The sequence below is a fragment of the Siphonobacter sp. BAB-5385 genome (genome assembly GCF_002261125.1).
GTDB lineage: Bacteria > Bacteroidota > Bacteroidia > Cytophagales > Spirosomataceae > Siphonobacter.
Genome location: NZ_NMPS01000099.1, coordinates 1 through 16596 on the forward strand (window position 1 = coordinate 1; position 16596 = coordinate 16596).

At 47.7% G+C, this 16596-nt stretch carries 17 protein-coding genes and 1 pseudogene; 8 read left to right on the top strand and 10 right to left on the bottom strand.

Features of this window, described 5'->3' with window-relative positions:
* Positions 1-35: 35 nt before the first annotated feature.
* The 5 genes and pseudogenes from BWI93_RS09780 to BWI93_RS09800 form a co-directional block, all read right to left on the bottom strand.
* Entirely contained in the window at positions 36-479 is a 444-nt protein-coding gene (locus BWI93_RS09780) for a response regulator (RefSeq protein WP_094810681.1), read from the bottom strand.
* Positions 480-646: 167 nt separating this feature from the next.
* A complete protein-coding gene (locus BWI93_RS27735) occupies positions 647-976 on the bottom strand; it encodes a hypothetical protein (protein ID WP_158242710.1) in 330 nt (109 codons plus the stop codon).
* Positions 977-1004: 28 nt separating this feature from the next.
* Entirely contained in the window at positions 1005-1550 is a 546-nt protein-coding gene (locus BWI93_RS09790; RefSeq protein WP_094810683.1) for a hypothetical protein, read from the bottom strand.
* Positions 1551-1703: 153 nt separating this feature from the next.
* A pseudogene (locus BWI93_RS09795) lies at positions 1704-2201 on the bottom strand (FAD-binding domain-containing protein); the annotation flags it as partial.
* On the bottom strand, positions 2129-3046 hold the full coding sequence (locus BWI93_RS09800) for a deoxyribodipyrimidine photo-lyase (protein ID WP_094810687.1): 918 nt from the start codon (positions 3044-3046) through the stop codon (positions 2129-2131). The gene BWI93_RS09800 and the pseudogene BWI93_RS09795, both read right to left, overlap by 73 nt.
* Before the next feature lie 142 nt (positions 3047-3188).
* Between BWI93_RS09800 and BWI93_RS09805 the strand changes: the two genes are divergently transcribed.
* From BWI93_RS09805 to BWI93_RS09815, 3 genes are all read left to right on the top strand, one after another.
* The gene (locus BWI93_RS09805) at positions 3189-3785 is read left to right on the top strand and encodes an outer membrane beta-barrel protein (RefSeq protein WP_094810689.1); all 597 of its coding nucleotides are present in this window, start codon (positions 3189-3191) and stop codon (positions 3783-3785) included.
* A gap of 250 nt (positions 3786-4035) precedes the next feature.
* Positions 4036-4758: a carboxypeptidase-like regulatory domain-containing protein gene (locus tag BWI93_RS09810; protein ID WP_176454185.1), complete on the top strand. Its 723-nt coding sequence runs from the start codon at positions 4036-4038 to the stop codon at positions 4756-4758.
* A gap of 276 nt (positions 4759-5034) precedes the next feature.
* Complete coding sequence (locus BWI93_RS09815; protein WP_094810693.1) at positions 5035-5430, top strand: Hsp20/alpha crystallin family protein; 396 nt, start codon at positions 5035-5037, stop codon at positions 5428-5430.
* Between the two features lie 132 nt (positions 5431-5562).
* On the opposite strand, the gene BWI93_RS09820 is transcribed toward BWI93_RS09815, so the two are convergent.
* Positions 5563-5913 carry a hypothetical protein gene (locus tag BWI93_RS09820; RefSeq protein WP_094810695.1) on the bottom strand — a complete coding sequence of 117 codons (351 nt, stop codon included), beginning with the start codon at positions 5911-5913 and terminating at the stop codon, positions 5563-5565.
* 158 nt (positions 5914-6071) lie between these two features.
* Between BWI93_RS09820 and BWI93_RS09825 the strand changes: the two genes are divergently transcribed.
* Entirely contained in the window at positions 6072-6788 is a 717-nt protein-coding gene (locus tag BWI93_RS09825; RefSeq protein WP_094810697.1) for a YebC/PmpR family DNA-binding transcriptional regulator, read from the top strand.
* Positions 6789-6899: 111 nt separating this feature from the next.
* Here BWI93_RS09825 and msrB read toward each other — a convergent pair whose 3' ends face one another.
* Positions 6900-7451 carry a peptide-methionine (R)-S-oxide reductase MsrB gene (gene msrB / locus BWI93_RS09830; RefSeq protein ID WP_094810699.1) on the bottom strand — a complete coding sequence of 184 codons (552 nt, stop codon included), beginning with the start codon at positions 7449-7451 and terminating at the stop codon, positions 6900-6902.
* A gap of 194 nt (positions 7452-7645) precedes the next feature.
* Between msrB and corA the strand changes: the two genes are divergently transcribed.
* The 3 genes from corA (at position 7646) to BWI93_RS29515 (ending at position 11163) form a co-directional block, all read left to right on the top strand.
* Entirely contained in the window at positions 7646-8725 is a 1080-nt protein-coding gene (corA, locus tag BWI93_RS09835; protein WP_094810701.1) for a magnesium/cobalt transporter CorA, read from the top strand.
* Between the two features lie 96 nt (positions 8726-8821).
* The gene (gene alr / locus BWI93_RS09840; RefSeq protein ID WP_369679132.1) at positions 8822-10777 is read left to right on the top strand and encodes an alanine racemase; all 1956 of its coding nucleotides are present in this window, start codon (positions 8822-8824) and stop codon (positions 10775-10777) included.
* A 14-nt stretch (positions 10778-10791) separates the two neighbouring features.
* Complete coding sequence (locus BWI93_RS29515) at positions 10792-11163, top strand: alanine racemase C-terminal domain-containing protein (RefSeq protein ID WP_369679133.1); 372 nt, start codon at positions 10792-10794, stop codon at positions 11161-11163.
* A 48-nt stretch (positions 11164-11211) separates the two neighbouring features.
* On the opposite strand, the gene BWI93_RS09845 is transcribed toward BWI93_RS29515, so the two are convergent.
* Positions 11212-11883, bottom strand: coding sequence for a hypothetical protein (locus BWI93_RS09845; protein ID WP_094810703.1), 672 nt, complete (start codon positions 11881-11883; stop codon positions 11212-11214).
* Positions 11884-12013: 130 nt separating this feature from the next.
* Entirely contained in the window at positions 12014-13216 is a 1203-nt protein-coding gene (locus tag BWI93_RS09850; protein ID WP_255157791.1) for a hypothetical protein, read from the bottom strand.
* 115 nt (positions 13217-13331) lie between these two features.
* Here BWI93_RS09850 and BWI93_RS09855 point away from each other — a divergent pair, with 115 nt between their 5' ends.
* Positions 13332-14795, top strand: coding sequence for an MFS transporter (locus tag BWI93_RS09855; RefSeq protein WP_094810769.1), 1464 nt, complete (start codon positions 13332-13334; stop codon positions 14793-14795).
* A 50-nt stretch (positions 14796-14845) separates the two neighbouring features.
* On the opposite strand, the gene BWI93_RS09860 is transcribed toward BWI93_RS09855, so the two are convergent.
* A complete protein-coding gene (locus BWI93_RS09860) occupies positions 14846-16501 on the bottom strand; it encodes a sensor histidine kinase (RefSeq protein WP_176454186.1) in 1656 nt (551 codons plus the stop codon).
* Between the last annotated feature and the right edge of the window lie 95 nt (positions 16502-16596).

Sequence of the window (16596 nt, forward strand, 5' to 3'; positions counted from 1 at the left end):
GGGGAGTACGATTCGAATCGTACTCCCCGTTTTGGTTACTCGGGTAATTCGGCGGCGTTAAACCAGAAACCGGCCAGTTGTTGGATCAGGGCAAGCGTTTCGCGGTACGTATTGGGTTTCACCAGATATGAGTTGGAGCCAAGCTGGTAGGATTCCTGAATATCAAAAGGCGAACGTGAGGTAGTAAAGACAATTACTGGAATGGATTTTAACGAATCATCCGCTTTTATTTCGGACAAAACCTCCTTCCCATTCTTGCGAGGCATATTCAGATCCAGCAGAATCAACCCAGGCCGAGGACTTGATTCAGGATCTGCGTATCGACCTCTTCGTTTGAGATAATCGCAACATTCTTCTCCATCCGCCACAAATCGTAGTTTAACAGGATGATAGTACTCTTCCAGAGCATCTTTAAATAAATCCTGATCGTCGGAATCGTCATCTGCCATCAGCAGAACGAAATCCAGAGGTTTTTTCATGCGGAAAGGATCGCTGATTCGCTAGTCATCCCCTATCGATCCATAAAAAGGGCACCAGTGGAATTTTAACTAATCGCTGCACAAAACTGTTTAGGAAGCGTACAAAAATAAAATCCGGCCGCCAGACCGGATTTTGCACTACCGTAGTCGCCTGTACGTACGTCAGACTAATTGGTGTTTGTACGTGTGTTGTCTCCGTACATCTCATGCGACGGATACGGCTTCATGATTCCATTTTCACGCGTATCCAGTTGCTGAATTTCGTCGAGTTCGTCATCGCCGATGACAATATCCGAATCGGTTGAAAAATCCTCGTCGATGACGGGCTCTTGCTCTTCCGTAAGCTCTTCGTCCTCATCATCGTATACTGTCAGATCTTCCTCTTCGTACTCCTCATCGTCCAGATCTTCAACATTTTCGTCCAGTTCATCTTCGTCTGGATCGGGAGCCAGGGACGCTCGAACGTCTTCTTCGATGGCCTCATTAGGATTAATCATAGCTGTGTATGTTTAGAAAGTTGATAATTTATTCGATGCGAGTAAGCTGGTCTACGGCAATTTCCCCCTGATCGGTAAGGAGCACTAACGTATTACGACCCTGCTGCTGACTCTGTCCCATCCCCAGCACAAAATAGGGTGCGGTACTATATCGTTCACCGGAGTTCAGAGCCAGTAAGGATTGTTCAGGATAAAATACGTAGGAAATTCCGTTTTGTGTTCCTTGCCAGCCACCCGTGAGTGTCTTTTCGGGCTCGGTTGTCTCTGCCTCTTCCGTTGCTCTCAGGGGTTGTTCCTGGCGGGCGTAGGCCTGAGCGGCAGGCACTTCGGCATAGGCGGACGACTGAGCCGCCAGTGGAGCCAGTTGTTCGATTAATTCGGTTACGCGGGCTTTCAGCGTATGATTGTTCCAGTCACCGATCATGAGCATTCCATGTTGCCATTGACCCTGACCGCCCAGTTCGGGTGAGCTAAATTGTACCTGTTTGCCCTGCGAGCGTACTAATCCATCCCAGATATGTTGTACGACCGGCAAACTGAAGCCAAATCGCTGAGCCGATTCTTCCAGTATCATTGGTGTTCGTTCTGCCATATGCCTTATTTTTTCTTCAGACACAGAAAAATTTGTACCAATCGTGCCTCAAAAGGGCTTTGTTTTCCTAAAAATCAAGCGTTATTGTCGTTAACAAACGCTAATGTTTTCATAGTCAGTTACTCGTATCTGGCGTTACCGGGAAATTTTAGAAGCAATGCTTTGCTTCCGCACCGTGCGTGGAATCCAACTCCTGGGCGGTACTGGGTACGATCTGCCCAAATACACGCCGTACTGTCGCTGCTCGGCAGGTCGCATTCGCCAGGGTTCGTACAGAAAACGTGGCGGCAGATGAGCCAGTTCCGGCAACCAGATCCGCAGAAAGTGTATGACATCCGGTAAGGTACGAGCCTCTTTTACTGGATTTAGAAATTTCCTATTCGCACGCCTACTTCGATAGGCATCCATAAGCATCGGATCAAAGTCAAGGGATTGCCGGGCCATCCACTGCCAGCCTTCGGCTTCGAACTCAGGCAGGCGTTGCCGCAGTACCGAAGTCAATAGCTCTCGTAACCGGGGAATGAGATAACCCGTTTCGAGCAAACAACGCATCGCGGCGTCTACCAGCGGCAGACCTGTCTGCCCTGTTTTCCAGGCTTCGAACCGGTCGTCATCCTCCCGTCGCTCCGGAAGGGAAGCAACAGCAGGTTCGTACCAGCGAGCCTGTAACCGATCGTGTAGCCAGAGTTTTGCTGAAACAGTTTCAGGTCATGGCTGTAAAAGCCCTCCTTAATGGCTTTGGACGACGCCTGATACACTTCCCGAACCGAAAGGTTTCCCCAGGACAAATAAGCGGACAACCGGCTGGCATTATACCGACTCAGGTACGGGTTATCTTCCGCCCGGCTGTATTGCACCGACCGGATTTTGATAAAACTCGTCAGCCACTCCCGAGCCTGCGTAAAGCCGCCACGTTGGAAATGGAAGTCGCGAATATGAAAGGGATGCAAGTCATCCACGGCGGACAGATGTTCCGTAAAGCCAGCCCCGAGTGATACGGTTTTCAGTTGCGATAAGTCGAGCGGTGGTATGGGTTTTCGCATCACCTGCTGCCAGCGGCGTTTGCCGTCGGCTTCCTGAAGGTCCGCTCCCGAGACTTTCGGGAAGCGTACCCACTCTACTCCTTCGTTGTGACAATATTCCTGAATGGCCTGGTTGCGTTGGTGAAGCACCGGCAGTCCGGTTTCTTCATACGAGAAAATAGTTTCTACGCCGTACCGGCGGTGCAGCCGCTGCAGTACGGCCAGGAAGTCATTCCGAATAATGTGCAGGGTGTGATGCTGCTGCTGAAAAGCCGCCGACAACTCCTGAAGTGACTCCCGGATAAATCGCCCGTGGCGTTTATCAAAATGCGGATCTTTTAGCAAGAGCGGTTCATAACAAAACAGCAATACTACTGCCTGTCCTTCTGCCAGAGCCGCCTGTAGCGGAAGATGATCCGACCATCGTAAATCTCGCTGAAACCATAAAATATTCATACTGATCCTGCCATTCTATTCGCTGAAAACGAAAGAAGTATACCAACTCGAGCCATCGAAAGAAAGGCTCATTCATATAGAATTTGACCGTCTGGCCGTTTTAGCTTTGTTTTGTGAATAAATTTAGAACATACATCGGCCGATGCTTCGACGAATTCTCCCCCTTTTGTCCCTGATTTTCATTACGTTGCTTGGTACAGAAGCTTCTGCTCAGGTGCTACACCTCAAGCCTCACTATGGTTTAAAAGCCGGGCTTACTTCAGGTTATACCATTCGCAGTCCGAAAGGCGACGTTGTTTCCCGCTTTAATTCAGGCCTGCACCTTGGTGGGTTTTACCGCCAGCGTTTCAATAAATTTGTGATTCAACCAGAAGTGGTTTTAACGCAACGTGGCGGTGCTCTGAAAGCCAATAATGTCGTCACCCGTAACTCCTTCTACTATGCCACCGGAGCCGCCGTATTTGGCTACGTTATCACCGAAGGATTGACCCTGGAAGCGGGTCCGGAGTATGCCTACGCCATCAACGGCCCGGAAAGTACGCCCCGTGGACCTAACAACCGCAGTGACTACGGATTTACCGCTGGTCTTCGGTATGACTTCATGGATGCTGCCGACAAGATTAGCCTGAACTTACGCTATAGCCGTGGTTTTAATAATGTGATTACGACCGAACCCGGTGTAAATTTCTACAATCAGGCCGTTCAGATTTCGCTGATTTATAATTTTTACAAAGAGTAGTCGTTATTCAGGAAAATAAAAAGAATAAAAAAGACGCCCGTAGGATGCAACCTGCGAGCGTCTTTTTACATCTGCCCCCCGGAGCCTCCGCCTGCGTTTCAGCAATGGCACGCGTTTGGTACGATTGTAGATTTTGGGAGAGGAAATACGGGGTTTCATCCTCTAAAATCTGATACTAGCCATGAATACTCGTCGAAAAGCAATACATTTGTTTACAGTAACATTTGCCAAGGGCAATTCTTTATTCTGCATGACAAAACGATTAATCATAGCACTTTCGGCCCTTCTGCTTGTGGGTTTATCCGCAGAGCACGGCATGGCCCAGGGGCAAGTTAAAGCGATTCAGTTCTCCGGCGTAGTTGTGGGTGGAAAGCAATCCGAAGTTTTGCCCTCCGCTACGATCAATATTGCCAACACGGGCCGGGGTACGGTTACCTCCAATAATGGTTTCTTTAACATTCCTGTTTTTCCGGGTGATAGTATCATCTTTAGCTATACGGGTTATCGCAGACAATACCTGGTCATTCCGAAAAACTATAACGAGCCCTCCTACTCGGCCAAGATTCAGTTACGGGAGGATGCCATTACCCTGCGGGAGGTGAAAGTTTATCCTTTCCGCAATTTCGAAGAGTTCAAGAAGGAATTCCTGACCATGAACTTACCCGATCAGCAGGAACGCGAAGCACTGGCTCGCAACATGGATCCCGATTACTTACGCAGAATGGGAGCCATGCAGGGCTCAGGTGTAAACTCTAGCTTCCAGGCTTCTCAGAATCAGATTAGCAACTACAACGCCAACAAAGGTTTTGCGAGTACCATCCCTTTCTTCAATCCGCTGGCCTGGGCGAGCTGGATTAAATCAGTGAAGGATGGAGCCCTGAAAGACAACTCCTGGAAGGAAATCTACAAAGACGCTCCTACGCTGAATACCAACCGGGATTCATACATCCGGCAACAACGTCGAAACAATTAAGGGTTTAAGAAGCTATATTTTAGGGAGGCTGGTTCGTGGAATCAGCCTCCCTTTTTTAGACCTTTATTCGCCAATTCACTCGTCTTTTCTTTTGGTAAGTCGCCTGAACAGCTCTTGTACTAATCCGCTATAAAATAGGTTTATGACGCTACAGGCTCCATTTTCCCTGTCAAAATAACAGAAATCGTAGAAATAGGTCTACATAATTCTGCCAGTTTGGCTTGAGTCTTCTTCTGGAAAGGTGTTTTTCTATATAAGGGAAAAACCCATAAAGCCATGAAACCGCAAATCTCAGTACCGAAAGAAATTCTCGCTAATATAGACTTTGCAAATACGTTGAACGGTGGTCGGACTGAATCATTAGTCTGGGTAAACCGCGGCGAGGCGGGCTATGAAGTATTTGTAAAAATGCCAGGCGTTGATCCTGATGACTTACAGGTTGATATTGAAAACGGCCACTTATGGCTGTACACCCTGCACCCTGTATTGAAAGTAAACGAAGAGGAAGAAGTAGAAAGCTTCTTACCTTACACGGTGGGCGATCTGTTGATTCCGAGTGACGTAGACGTCGAACATATTTCGGCTCGTTACCGCAACGGACGTTGGCGAGTATTCCTTCCTTTCAGCGAAAATGAAGGATTACAACGTCACATTGATCTTGATTGGGAATAAGTAATTGTTTGGTCTTTCTTTTGGACTGGGATTGCTTAGAAATACGTTAACCTATAAGAATATCTGCCAACGCTCTGAGGGGCGTTCAGACTCATAAAAAAAGAGGCTTCTAGTAATTAGAAGCCTCTTTTTTTATTCCTTCCGGTCAGCCGATTCCTTTCGATCGGTCATTACAGTATCGGCAATCGGGACGGGTTCTTCATTTTTCACTTCCTGCTCCTCGCCGCCCTCATCGTGGGCCATTTCGTAGCTTTCCTTGAGGTTTTCGGCTTCAGCTACCGGATCCTGTACCTGACGGTCCATGTCCTCATCGCGAAGGGGATAGCTTACGCCCGGATCACCCTGACCGGGGTCGGTGCTATAGCCTTTTTCCGGGTCACGTTTTTCCAGAGCTTGGTAATGATGCTTGTGCTGATTATCTTCCTGCCACTCCAGATCATGCTGGGGTTCTTTGCGGGGATTTTCTTCCTGATTCGTATTCATGACAATATCAATAGTTCGTTTCCCTAAGAAAACGAAAAGACTATTCCAGCTTCCCGCCCCTATGCATTCGGAAGTGAGGCTACTTTTGTACTTTTGCAAAAAATAGGTTCGCTGGAATAATTTGTAACGGACAACTCAATAACGATTAACTACTTAGTATGGGAAGAGCTTTTGAATTCCGAAAAGCCCGTAAGTTCAAACGATGGGGCCAAATGGCCAAAACCTTTACCCGAATCGGTAAAGACATTACGCTGGCGGTAAAAAGTGGTGGTTCTGATCCCAACTCCAACTCACGCCTGCGGGCCATGATTCAAAACGCGAAAGCGGCGAACATGCCCAAAGACAACGTAGATCGGGCCATTAAACGAGCGACGGCGAAAGATCAGGAAGACTACAAAGAGGTAGTATACGAAGGCTACGGCCCGCACGGTATCGCCGTTTTGATTGAATGCACGACCGACAACACCAACCGGACGGTAGCCAACATCCGTAGCTACTTCAACAAGCTGGGTGGTAGTCTGGGTACGTCTGGGATGCTGGATTTTATCTTTGATCGTAAATCCGTATTCAAGATTGCCAATAGGCCGGGCCTGGACATTGAAGAGCTGGAACTCGAACTGATTGATTTCGGTGCAGAAGAAGTATTTCTGGATCCAGAAACGGATCAGGTCATTATTTACGGCGAATTTACCGCTTTTGGTGGCTTACAACATTTCTTAGAAGAGAACGGTTACGAAATTCAGGGAGCCGATTTCGAGCGTATTCCCAACGATACGAAAGAACTCTCCGAAGAAGAAGCCGCTGACATGGATAAACTGATTGAACGTATCGAGGAAGACGACGACGTTCAGAACGTGTATCACAACATGCGTTAATCGGTACTGATCGATACCAACAAAAAGGGCGGTAACTCTGGTTTACCGCCCTTTTTGTTGGTAGTATCATCCGCAGAAGGCTCTACTTATTCAAACGTTCAAACCTTCCCCCTACTTCACCGCCTGCTGACTCTTATCATCCGGTTCAAAATCCATCACAACGGAGTTCATGCAATAGCGTTTGTGCGTAGGAGCCGGACCGTCATCAAACAGGTGACCCAGGTGACCGCCGCAACGTCCGCATAAAACTTCAATGCGGTTCATCCCGTGGGAACGATCTTCCTTGTACTCAACGCTGTGCGGCCGCATCGTTTCGAAGAAGCTGGGCCATCCGCAACTGCTGGCAAATTTCGCATCTGACTTGAACAGGGCATTGCCGCAAGCCGCACAGTAGTAGGTACCACGGCCCGTAAAGTTCCAGTACTTACCCCGGAAGGCCCATTCAGTGGCCGCTTCCCGGGCTACGGCATATACTTCGGGTTCGAGTACTTTTTTCCATTCGGCATCGGATACGTTCAGTTTCGTGGTATCGGTGCGGGAATAATAGGGATTCTTCGTTTTTACGTCCATTTTCTTGGGCTTCTTATCCTGTGATTGAGATTGGCAACTGCCCATAACAACCATGGTACAGACCATAAACAAACTCAGCAGCGTTGCTTTCATAGCCGGTTTTAGAAAAATGTTATGCCTTTAGTACTTAAACCCTAAACGATAGGGCAACGTTCGGGACTGCGTAAGTTTTTTGATGCCCTGAAATATCCCTCCCCATACTAAACCTAGCCCGAAGTTTTACGTTTATAGTTCCGTACCATGGGACACCGCTTTTAGAGAAACGGTCCACTCACTATCGCATCTTCATGTCTTCACGTAAGCATAAAATCGAGCGTAAAAATCTGGGAACTTCACCCGGTACGCTTCAATACATAGGATTGCCCCTTGATAATCAAATTAAAATTACCCGGATTGATTTTACGCTGGAAGGGCATCAAAAGAAAATTGTACAGAACTATTCCGAAGCCAGCCCTTCGACAACGGGGATCACCTGGCTGAATATCGACGGCATTCATAAACCCGAAGTCATTGCTGAAATCGGTCGCCTGTATCAGCTTCACCCGCTCATGCAGGAGGATATTCTAAACACGCTGCAAAAACCCAAGTTTGAGTTTTTCGGGGAAAATACTCTGTTCATCGTGTTGAAGTGGCTGGAATATAATCCTCACACGCGTGAGGTAGAACCCGAACACGTAGCCCTGGTACTGGGTCCTCGCTGGGTGCTTTCGTTTCAGGAAGAACGGAGCCGGGATATTTTTGAAGTCATTCGAAAACGGATTGAAGCCGGTGCTGGCAAAACGCGGCAAAATGGGGCGGACTATCTGCTGTACGCCCTGGCAGATGTGGTGGTAGATCAGTATTTCCGGGTACTGGATTGCGTGGAAGAAAACCTGGATCGGCTCGAAGAGGCCCTGTTTAAAAATGCCGAACAGAAGCACCTTGAAGAGATTTATACTGTCAAACGCGAACTGGGCGTGATGCGGAAAGTGGTTACGCCACTACGGGAAATTACCCTGAGTCTTTCGCGGGAAGCTCCCCTGAACGGGCAGTCGCTGATTTCAGCCAATACGGAAATTTATCTGCGGGATTTGTACGATCACATCAATCAGGTAAACGAAACTGTAGAACTCTACCGCGACCAGATGACCAGTTTGATGGACCTCTACAATTCGACCATTAGTAACCGGCTGAACAATGTAATGAAAGTACTGACCATCATCTCGGTCATCTTCATGCCATTGACCTTCGTAGCCGGTATCTATGGGATGAATTTTGAATACATGCCGGAATTACACTGGCGGTACGGCTATCCCTTCGCGATGGGTCTGATGGCGGTGATGGTCGTGATCATGCTACTCTGGTTCCGGCGAAAACGCTGGTTGTAGCAACGTTTTTGTTGGTTCCTTCGTTGCTTTCTTTATACATTACGGACCCGTAGTAACGCCGGAATTTCATTATCGTATCGTTTTTATTCGCAGTACATGACCATTTCTGCTCGCTATTTACTTACCGACAGCCGTCAGATTACCAGTCCCGCTGATTCTGTATTTTTCGCCATTCGGGGGCCGCACCACGATGGACATACCTTTATTCCTGAGTTGTACCGAAAGGGCGTTCGGGAATTCGTTATTGAAGAGGCCCAATTTCAGACGCAGGCTTTTCCGGAGGCTCAGTTTCATGTAGTACCCAATGCCATTCATGCTTTGCAGAAAGTAGCTGCCGGGCATCGTCGGGCTTTTTCTATTCCCGTGATTGGCATTACGGGTTCTAACGGCAAAACCATCGTAAAAGAATGGTTGGCTCAGTTGCTTAGTCCGGACTTTGTGATTTGCCGAAGTCCCAAGAGTTATAATTCCCAGTTGGGCGTACCGCTGTCCGTGTGGTCGCTTGACGCTCATCATACGCTGGGCATTTTCGAAGCGGGTATTTCACAGCCCGGTGAAATGGCTCATCTGGAAGCGGTAATCCAGCCTACCATTGGCATTTTCACCAACATTGGTACGGCCCACGACGAAGCATTTCAGGATCGCCGACAGAAAATCCGGGAAAAGCTGGAGTTATTCCGTCACGTCAAAACTTTCGTGTACTGCCGCGACTTTACGGAAATCAAGGCGGAATTGCCCGACTTTCTGCCCGCGGATTGCCAGATTCTCGGCTGGTCGAAAACCGAAGCCTGGCATTCCTTCACTACCCAGAGTAACATCAGTCAGGCCTGGTGGGAAAACCTTAACCACTGCATTGTCCTCTTACGGCATTTTGGAATTTCAGAAGATGAAATTCAGCGACGCATTTACGCCCTGCGTCCCGTATCGATGCGGCTGGAGTTGAAAGAAGGCATCAACGATTGTTATCTGATTGATGACAGTTACAATAATGATCTGGCTGGTCTGAAAATGGCCCTGGATTTTCTGTCGAATCAGCACGAACGTCCGCACAAAGTGGTCATACTTTCCGACCTCCTGCAAAGCGGGGTAAACGAGAGCGAGTTGTATACGCAGATTGCCCAGTTGCTGAAAGACAAAGGCGTAAATCAGCTGATTGGCATCGGCGAAGCCCTGCAACGCAACCAGATGGCCTTTGCTCTGCCCGCGAAGTTTTTTGAAAGTACCGAAGCCTTTCTGGCGAAATACCGTACTTCTGATTTCAGTGACAGTGTCGTGCTGGTCAAAGGGGCCCGTACCTTCCATTTTGAAGATATTATTCGGAAGCTTTCGCTGCGAACGCACGGAACCATTCTGGAAGTAAACCTGGATGCTTTATCCCATAACCTGAATTATTTCCGGGAAAAAATTGGTCGTCAGACCAAAATCATGGTCATGGTGAAGGCCTTTGCCTACGGAAGCGGTATCGAGGAAGTGGCGAATCTCTTACAATTCCACCGCGTCGATTACCTTGCCGTAGCGTATCCGGACGAAGGCGTTCGTTTGCGTAAAGCTGGTATTCAGCTGCCCATTCTGGTTTTGAATACCTCGCCGGAAAATTTTCAGCAGGTACTCGATTACCAGCTGGAACCGGAAATTTACAGTCCCCGCCACTGGCAGGAATTTGTTGATTTTCTCGGCGACCGTCAGCTTTCCACTTCCGTTCACATCAAAGTGGATACGGGGATGCACCGACTGGGTTTTGAAGAAAAACATCTGGACTGGCTAACCGATCAAATCAGTCAGCATCCGGAAATTCGCATTGCTTCCATTTTTAGCCACCTGGCGGCCGCCGACGAAGCCGAGCACGATGCTTTCACGCATCAGCAAATTGCCCGGTATACGTTTATGGCCGACCGCATTACGGCTGTTCTCCCCTACCAGCCCATTCGGCACCTGGCGAATTCGCCGGGACTGGCCCGTTTTCCCGAAGCCCGCTTCGACATGATTCGGCTTGGCAAAGGGTTGTACGGTACGGCGGTCTTACCGGAGGATCAGGAAAACCTGAAAACGTAGGTACGCTTAAAACGGTGATTTCGCAGATTAAGGAAGTCCCCCAAACCGAAACGGTTGGCTACGGTCGCCGGGGCGTATTATCCCGGGATTCCCGGATTGCCACCATTGCCATTGGCTACGCCGACGGCTTTGATCGTAAATTCAGTCGGGGTACCGGTAAGGTATTGATTCAGGGTCAGTTATGCCCTATCGTCGGCAATATCTGCATGGATATGAGTATGGTGGATGTTACGGACATTGACTGCTCGGAAGGGGACGAAGTGATCATCTTTGGGGATTACCCCTCCATTCGTGATCTGGCTTCCTGGAGTGGTACCATTCCCTACGAAATTCTGACAAACGTAGGCGAGCGGGTCAGCCGGGTTTTCTACCGGGAAGGTAATTAAAAGCGAAGGCCCCCGGCAACATTGCCGGGGGCCTTCGCTTTTAGCTCGTTAAGGTTTTCGGTTCTTCACCGTATCTACGTTCTTCTTTTGATCTTCTACCTGCTGGTTTACCTGTTGTACATCGCTGTATAACTGCACACTATCGGCCCGGAGTTGAATCAGCTCTTTTTCATTGTCTTCGAGTCGCTTTAGTAATTTGATTTTCTCGGAGTGATTATCTTTCAGATTACGAAGGTTCCGATCTGATTTCCGTACGACCTCCCGTTGTTTGTCGCTGGCTTCTTTGAGGCCTTTATCCGCCTCGGCTACCTGCGACTGGTAATCAATGTCTTTGTGGAAATCCCGCAGAATATCCTCTACCTCCCGTCCGTAATTGTTGGTACTCGAAGCGTATTCATAATTGCCGAGATCAACGGACATGAAGATTGACGTACTGCCCCGCCGGGTATCCAGCTGACTGACGATCAGTACGTTTTTATCGTAAAACGGAACCTTGGCATATTCCACTTTGTACACCCCTCCCCGTTCACTCAGTACCCGTCCATATTGACTGAGTTTCTTCTTCCAGGCTTCTTCAATAATTTTCTCCGCAACCGACGATGTCGTCACATAACCCGTCCGCTTTACTTTGGCAATTTCCTGTTCAACGGGTTTCACCGAAACCTGAGCGGAGACTACTGATCCCAGCAATAACAAGCCCAATACAGGTAACATTTTCATGGTCTTACGTATCATTTTTTATAAAACTAAGATGGAATAGAACAAAGGACAGAGCCTGCGTTAGCTGGATTATCGTCCCATCGAATGTATGCTAAAAAACAATTGATGCGAAAAAATTAAATAAAAATACTTAGGGTACGGTCTGTACTTTTTCCGTGATCAGGATAAGCTTATTTTGCCGCTGATCACTGGTGGCAAATAAGTACTGGTTCCCCCCTTCATTCAGGTTAAGCTTTTTACGGAGATCCGCGACACTCATGGGAAAGTTACGTACCGTCAGGTTCGCTTTCCCTTCAGGCACCCATCGCCGAATCTCTTTTTTATCAGCTTTCGTTACAGCCGTTATTCGAAACGTTCGACCGGGAAAACCGGGTACGAGTGCCTCCGAAGTATACAGGTGACTACTCGGAGCCAATTTATACAAGCCTCCCTGAGCGATTCGTTTAAAAGCTCCGACTTTCAACAGAGCCGCATTGGGTTCATAGAGATACGTCAGTGGTTCGGAAAAGGGAGCGGTATACGACTGCTCTTCCGATCGTCGGAAGGAGAACCGCTGCTCCTGCCCATTTCGTAGCAGGTGTACCGCCGTAATTTCAGGTTCCTGCGGTACCCTCCGCAAGTGTAGTAATAATTCTTTCACTTCATCATCCACGGCTACCACGTAGACGTGGGCTACGCAATCCAATTGTTTCACTGCCAGATCGATGTCCAGCATGGGTGACACTTTCACCAATACATCGGCTGCTTTCCCCAGTAATAAATCTTTATGTTCCAGTACATTCGGTTCACAATCGGCTAACTGGACTACCTTCTGACTACTGCGGTCTCGACGAGCCGGATCCAGATAAAGCCAGTCGAAGGTTTCGGTACTTTGTTCGAGCCAGTCCATTCCGTTTCCCCTTACCCACATAATACCCTCAGTCCTACTTAACTGCCTAAAATTGTATTCCGTCAACTCGGCTAATTCCGTTTGTTGTTCGCAGTACGTAGCCCGCTTGAATCGGGCACTGGCCGCCCAGAAATCGACGCCCATGCCCCCTGTTAAATCGGCGTACCGATCGCCCTGCATGAGACTTGCCTTCCAGCGAGCGGTTCGTTCGGAAGAAGATTGTTCCAGTGAAAGTATACTCGGAAAAAGAACCCCCGGTTGAGCGGCCCAGTGGGGCAATTTTGTCCGGGCTTTCTGGCCGCATTGAATCTGCTGGGCTATTTCCCGAATGGGCAGATCCGGGTACCGGGAAGCCCCGAGCAGTAATTTCTGCCAGTCGTCATTCTGGTGTTGCTGAATGAATGCCTGAACTTCGGGTCGGGCAAGAGTGGTAATCAGTGACATAAGATAAAAAGCAGACGTAAATCAGCGACCAATCGGGGCTTTTACATCCAATATTCAACGAAATAACATTATTTTGGGAAAAACGCAGCCTCCCGTATTTCTTAAACCTCTATTCATGCAAACCAAAAGTTTACCAAACGGCCCAAACGTTACAAAGCGTCGATTGTGGGAAGTTATTTTTGCCTCTTCGGCCGGTACAGTCATCGAATGGTACGATTTCTACATTTTTGGCAGTCTGGCCGCTATTATTTCCACTAAGTTTTTCCCACCGGATAACCCTACCGCCGCTTTCTTGAGTACGCTGGCTACGCATGGAGCCGGTTTTGTGGCCCGCCCCTTTGGAGCGGTCGTATTTGGTCGATTAGGCGATATGATTGGCCGCAAGTACACGTTTCTAGTGACGCTGGTACTCATGGGGGGCAGTACGTTTGCCATTGCCTTCATTCCTCAGTATGGTTCCATTGGCTTGATGGCTCCCGTTTTATTGCTGGTTTTACGCGTTTTACAAGGACTGGCCTTAGGTGGTGAATACGGCGGAGCGGCGACCTATGTAGCCGAACATTCGCCCGATAACCAACGGGGACGCTATACCAGTTTCATTCAAACGACGGCTTCCATTGGCTTCTTCGTTTCCATTCTGGTGATTTTGGGTTGTCAGTATGCCCTCGGTAAATCAGCTTTCAATGACTGGGGCTGGCGATTGCCTTTCGCTTTATCGGGAGCTTTAGTAGTACTCTCCTACTTCATCCGGCGAAACATGGATGAGTCGCCCGCGTTTGCTAAACTTAAAAAAGAAGGAAATCTATCCAAAACACCCCTCCGCGATAGTTTCAAGAGCCGCGACAACGTCAAACTCATGCTGATTGCGATGTTCGGGGCGATCATTGGACAGGGTGCCATCTGGCATACGAGTCAGTTTTACGCTCAGATCTTTATTACAAAAATTTTGAATGTCGAGTACGGGTCGGCTCAAACCGTCATGGCCATTGCCGTTACCTGTGCTACGCCTTTCTTCGTCATCTTTGGTGCTTTATCGGATAAAATTGGCCGAAAGAAAGTGATGATGGCCGGACTGTTGGGGGCTAGTCTGTTTTTGTACCCTCTCTACCAAGGTATGGATCGACTTGTAAATGGCGGTACCATACTTCAGACCGTAATTAAGGATACTTCGAAAGTAACCACCTTTGAAGATGGCAAAGTGATTACGCAGACTACTGTAAAACTACCTAATCAACAAGTAGATGAACGAACGGAAGTTCGTCTCCCCACGCAAACTCTCTGGTTATTAGGCTTGTTGGTGTTCATTCAGGTATTATTTGCCACCATGGCTTACGGACCGATTGCCGCATTTCTGGTAGAGTTATTTCCAACTAAAATCCGGTACACGTCGCTTTCCATTCCGTATAACGTTGCAAACGGTATTTTTGGTGGCTGTTCTCCTTTTGTTGCGACTTGGTTGGGTAGTTTAACTGGCTCAAAATTTGCCGGTGTTTATTACCCTATTTTCCTGACCGCTATGACCTTTATTGTCGGAATGATTTACATTAAAGAGACCGCTGGAAAACGGCTGGAGGATTAAAAATAAAACGTCCCTGCTTGGGTAATTTACCCGGGTAGGGACGTTCCTTTTCAGCCTTGTACCGGCATGATTAAATCAAAACGGGTACCATTCTCGTTGCGTACATTGAGAATCGCCCCAATTTGTTCGCTCAGTAACAAAATCAACCGCTTACCAAACGATCCGGTAGGTTTCTTCCAGGCATTCATATCGATACCCGGACCATTATCTTTAATCTCCAGGTGTAATTGATCGGTTTCGTTGAGAATGATACTCAAACTGGGTTTTGAAATCTGATCAAAGGCGTGTTTGAAAGCATTGGTAATGATTTCGTTCATGATCAGACCCAGGGGTACTGCTACTTCCACGTCCAGCTCTACCGATACAATATCTACTTCCAGATCAAAGTTTTCTTCCTTGAATCCATACGCGTAAAAGAGGCCCTGTACGAGGTCATGAATGTACTCTTTCATATTGACCTTCGTTACGTTATCACTTTCGTATAAACGCTGGTGAATTAATGACATCGCCTCTACCCGCTGCTGCCCTTCCCGAACGGCTCGGACGGCTCCTTCATCTTCCAGTCGGGTTGATTGCAGACGTAACAAACTGGAAATAATAGCGAGGTTATTCTTAACCCGGTGGTGCAGTTCCTTCATCAGGTTTTTGAGTTGTTCCGACTGTTCGCTGACCATCGTGTTTCGCTCCGACAAGGCCCGGTTCGTTCGCTCTAACTGTTGATTACCCCGTCGAATCGTTCGGTACTGAACGACCGCCACGCCCAGCAACAATACCAGAATACTCATTCCTCCCAATAACCACCAGAACTGCCGGGACTTTAATTCATTTTCATCATCCAATCGCTTGATTTCCAACTCTTTTTCTTCCGTACGAAAGCGGGTTTCCGCTTCTATCAGTTGCTGCTTCTTATCGAAACTGGTTACACTGTCACGGGCGACTACCCATTCCTTATGATAATTCAGGGCTTCCTTATATTGATTCCGGTGTTCTGCAATACGCGTCAATATATCGTAAACCTCAACGTAGAATCGATATTTTTCCGGCTGATTTTTAGACCAGGCTAAGGCTTTATGTGCGTATTTTTCTGCTTCGTCAATGCGGTTTAATTTAATCAGTGTATTGGGATAGTTAATGTAAACATAGCCTCTTAAATAATCCATGTTCAATTTATCGGCGAGCCGTAAACATTCCTGATACGTTTGTTCAGATTGCTCAAATTGACCCGCATTTTTATAGATAATGGCTCTGTTTAACAAAATGGTACTCTTCTTCGCTTCCCCTTCACTGTAATCCAGGGCTTTCTGATTATATTGAAGAGCCTTGGCAAAGTTTTTACGCATGTCCTCTACCGTTGCCAGCTCCATATTAAACTGACCAATCATTTCTTTATCTTTGATCTGCTCAGCCAGTTTCAGCCCTTTCTTGAAATAGTTTTCAGCCGAGGGATATTCTTTCAGTGAAACGTAAGCAAACCCAATATAGTCCAGCATAATGGTTTGCTTTTTTACCTGTTTCATTTGCTGGCTAATCTCCAGTGCTTTTTGATAATACAAAATAGCTTCAGCAGGATTGCTTTTATCCATTTCAAGCATACCAAAAGAGAAATAGGCACGTGCCAGCTGAACAGAATCTTTCGTTTTTTCAGCAATGCGTACTAATGCTTCAATCGCCATTTTTGCTTCCGCGAATTGCGTACGATTTCGCATTCTGCTTTCGTACTCAGAAAGCGAGTCAAACTGAGCTTTCGCTGGTAAATTCTCAACCGTTTTTAAGTATTCGTTGTAGGATTGATCAACGGACG

Bases quoted from the DNA above. Each gene is read 5' to 3' on its own strand.
- BWI93_RS09780 (WP_094810681.1), bottom strand. From the start codon at position 479: ATGAAAAAACCTCTGGATTTCGTTCTGCTGATGGCAGATGACGATTCC.
- BWI93_RS27735 (WP_158242710.1), bottom strand. From the start codon at position 976: ATGATTAATCCTAATGAGGCCATCGAAGAAGACGTTCGAGCGTCCCTG.
- BWI93_RS09790 (WP_094810683.1), bottom strand. From the start codon at position 1,550: ATGATACTGGAAGAATCGGCTCAGCGATTTGGCTTCAGTTTGCCGGTC.
- BWI93_RS09800 (WP_094810687.1), bottom strand. From the start codon at position 3,046: ATGAATATTTTATGGTTTCAGCGAGATTTACGATGGTCGGATCATCTT.
- BWI93_RS09805 (WP_094810689.1), top strand. From the start codon at position 3,189: ATGCTTCGACGAATTCTCCCCCTTTTGTCCCTGATTTTCATTACGTTG.
- BWI93_RS09810 (WP_176454185.1), top strand. From the start codon at position 4,036: ATGACAAAACGATTAATCATAGCACTTTCGGCCCTTCTGCTTGTGGGT.
- BWI93_RS09815 (WP_094810693.1), top strand. From the start codon at position 5,035: ATGAAACCGCAAATCTCAGTACCGAAAGAAATTCTCGCTAATATAGAC.
- BWI93_RS09820 (WP_094810695.1), bottom strand. From the start codon at position 5,913: ATGAATACGAATCAGGAAGAAAATCCCCGCAAAGAACCCCAGCATGAT.
- BWI93_RS09825 (WP_094810697.1), top strand. From the start codon at position 6,072: ATGGGAAGAGCTTTTGAATTCCGAAAAGCCCGTAAGTTCAAACGATGG.
- msrB (WP_094810699.1), bottom strand. From the start codon at position 7,451: ATGAAAGCAACGCTGCTGAGTTTGTTTATGGTCTGTACCATGGTTGTT.
- corA (WP_094810701.1), top strand. From the start codon at position 7,646: ATGTCTTCACGTAAGCATAAAATCGAGCGTAAAAATCTGGGAACTTCA.
- alr (WP_369679132.1), top strand. From the start codon at position 8,822: ATGACCATTTCTGCTCGCTATTTACTTACCGACAGCCGTCAGATTACC.
- BWI93_RS09845 (WP_094810703.1), bottom strand. From the start codon at position 11,883: ATGAAAATGTTACCTGTATTGGGCTTGTTATTGCTGGGATCAGTAGTC.
- BWI93_RS09850 (WP_255157791.1), bottom strand. From the start codon at position 13,216: ATGTCACTGATTACCACTCTTGCCCGACCCGAAGTTCAGGCATTCATT.
- BWI93_RS09855 (WP_094810769.1), top strand. From the start codon at position 13,332: ATGCAAACCAAAAGTTTACCAAACGGCCCAAACGTTACAAAGCGTCGA.
- BWI93_RS09860 (WP_176454186.1), bottom strand. From the start codon at position 16,501: ATGCGAAATCGTACGCAATTCGCGGAAGCAAAAATGGCGATTGAAGCA.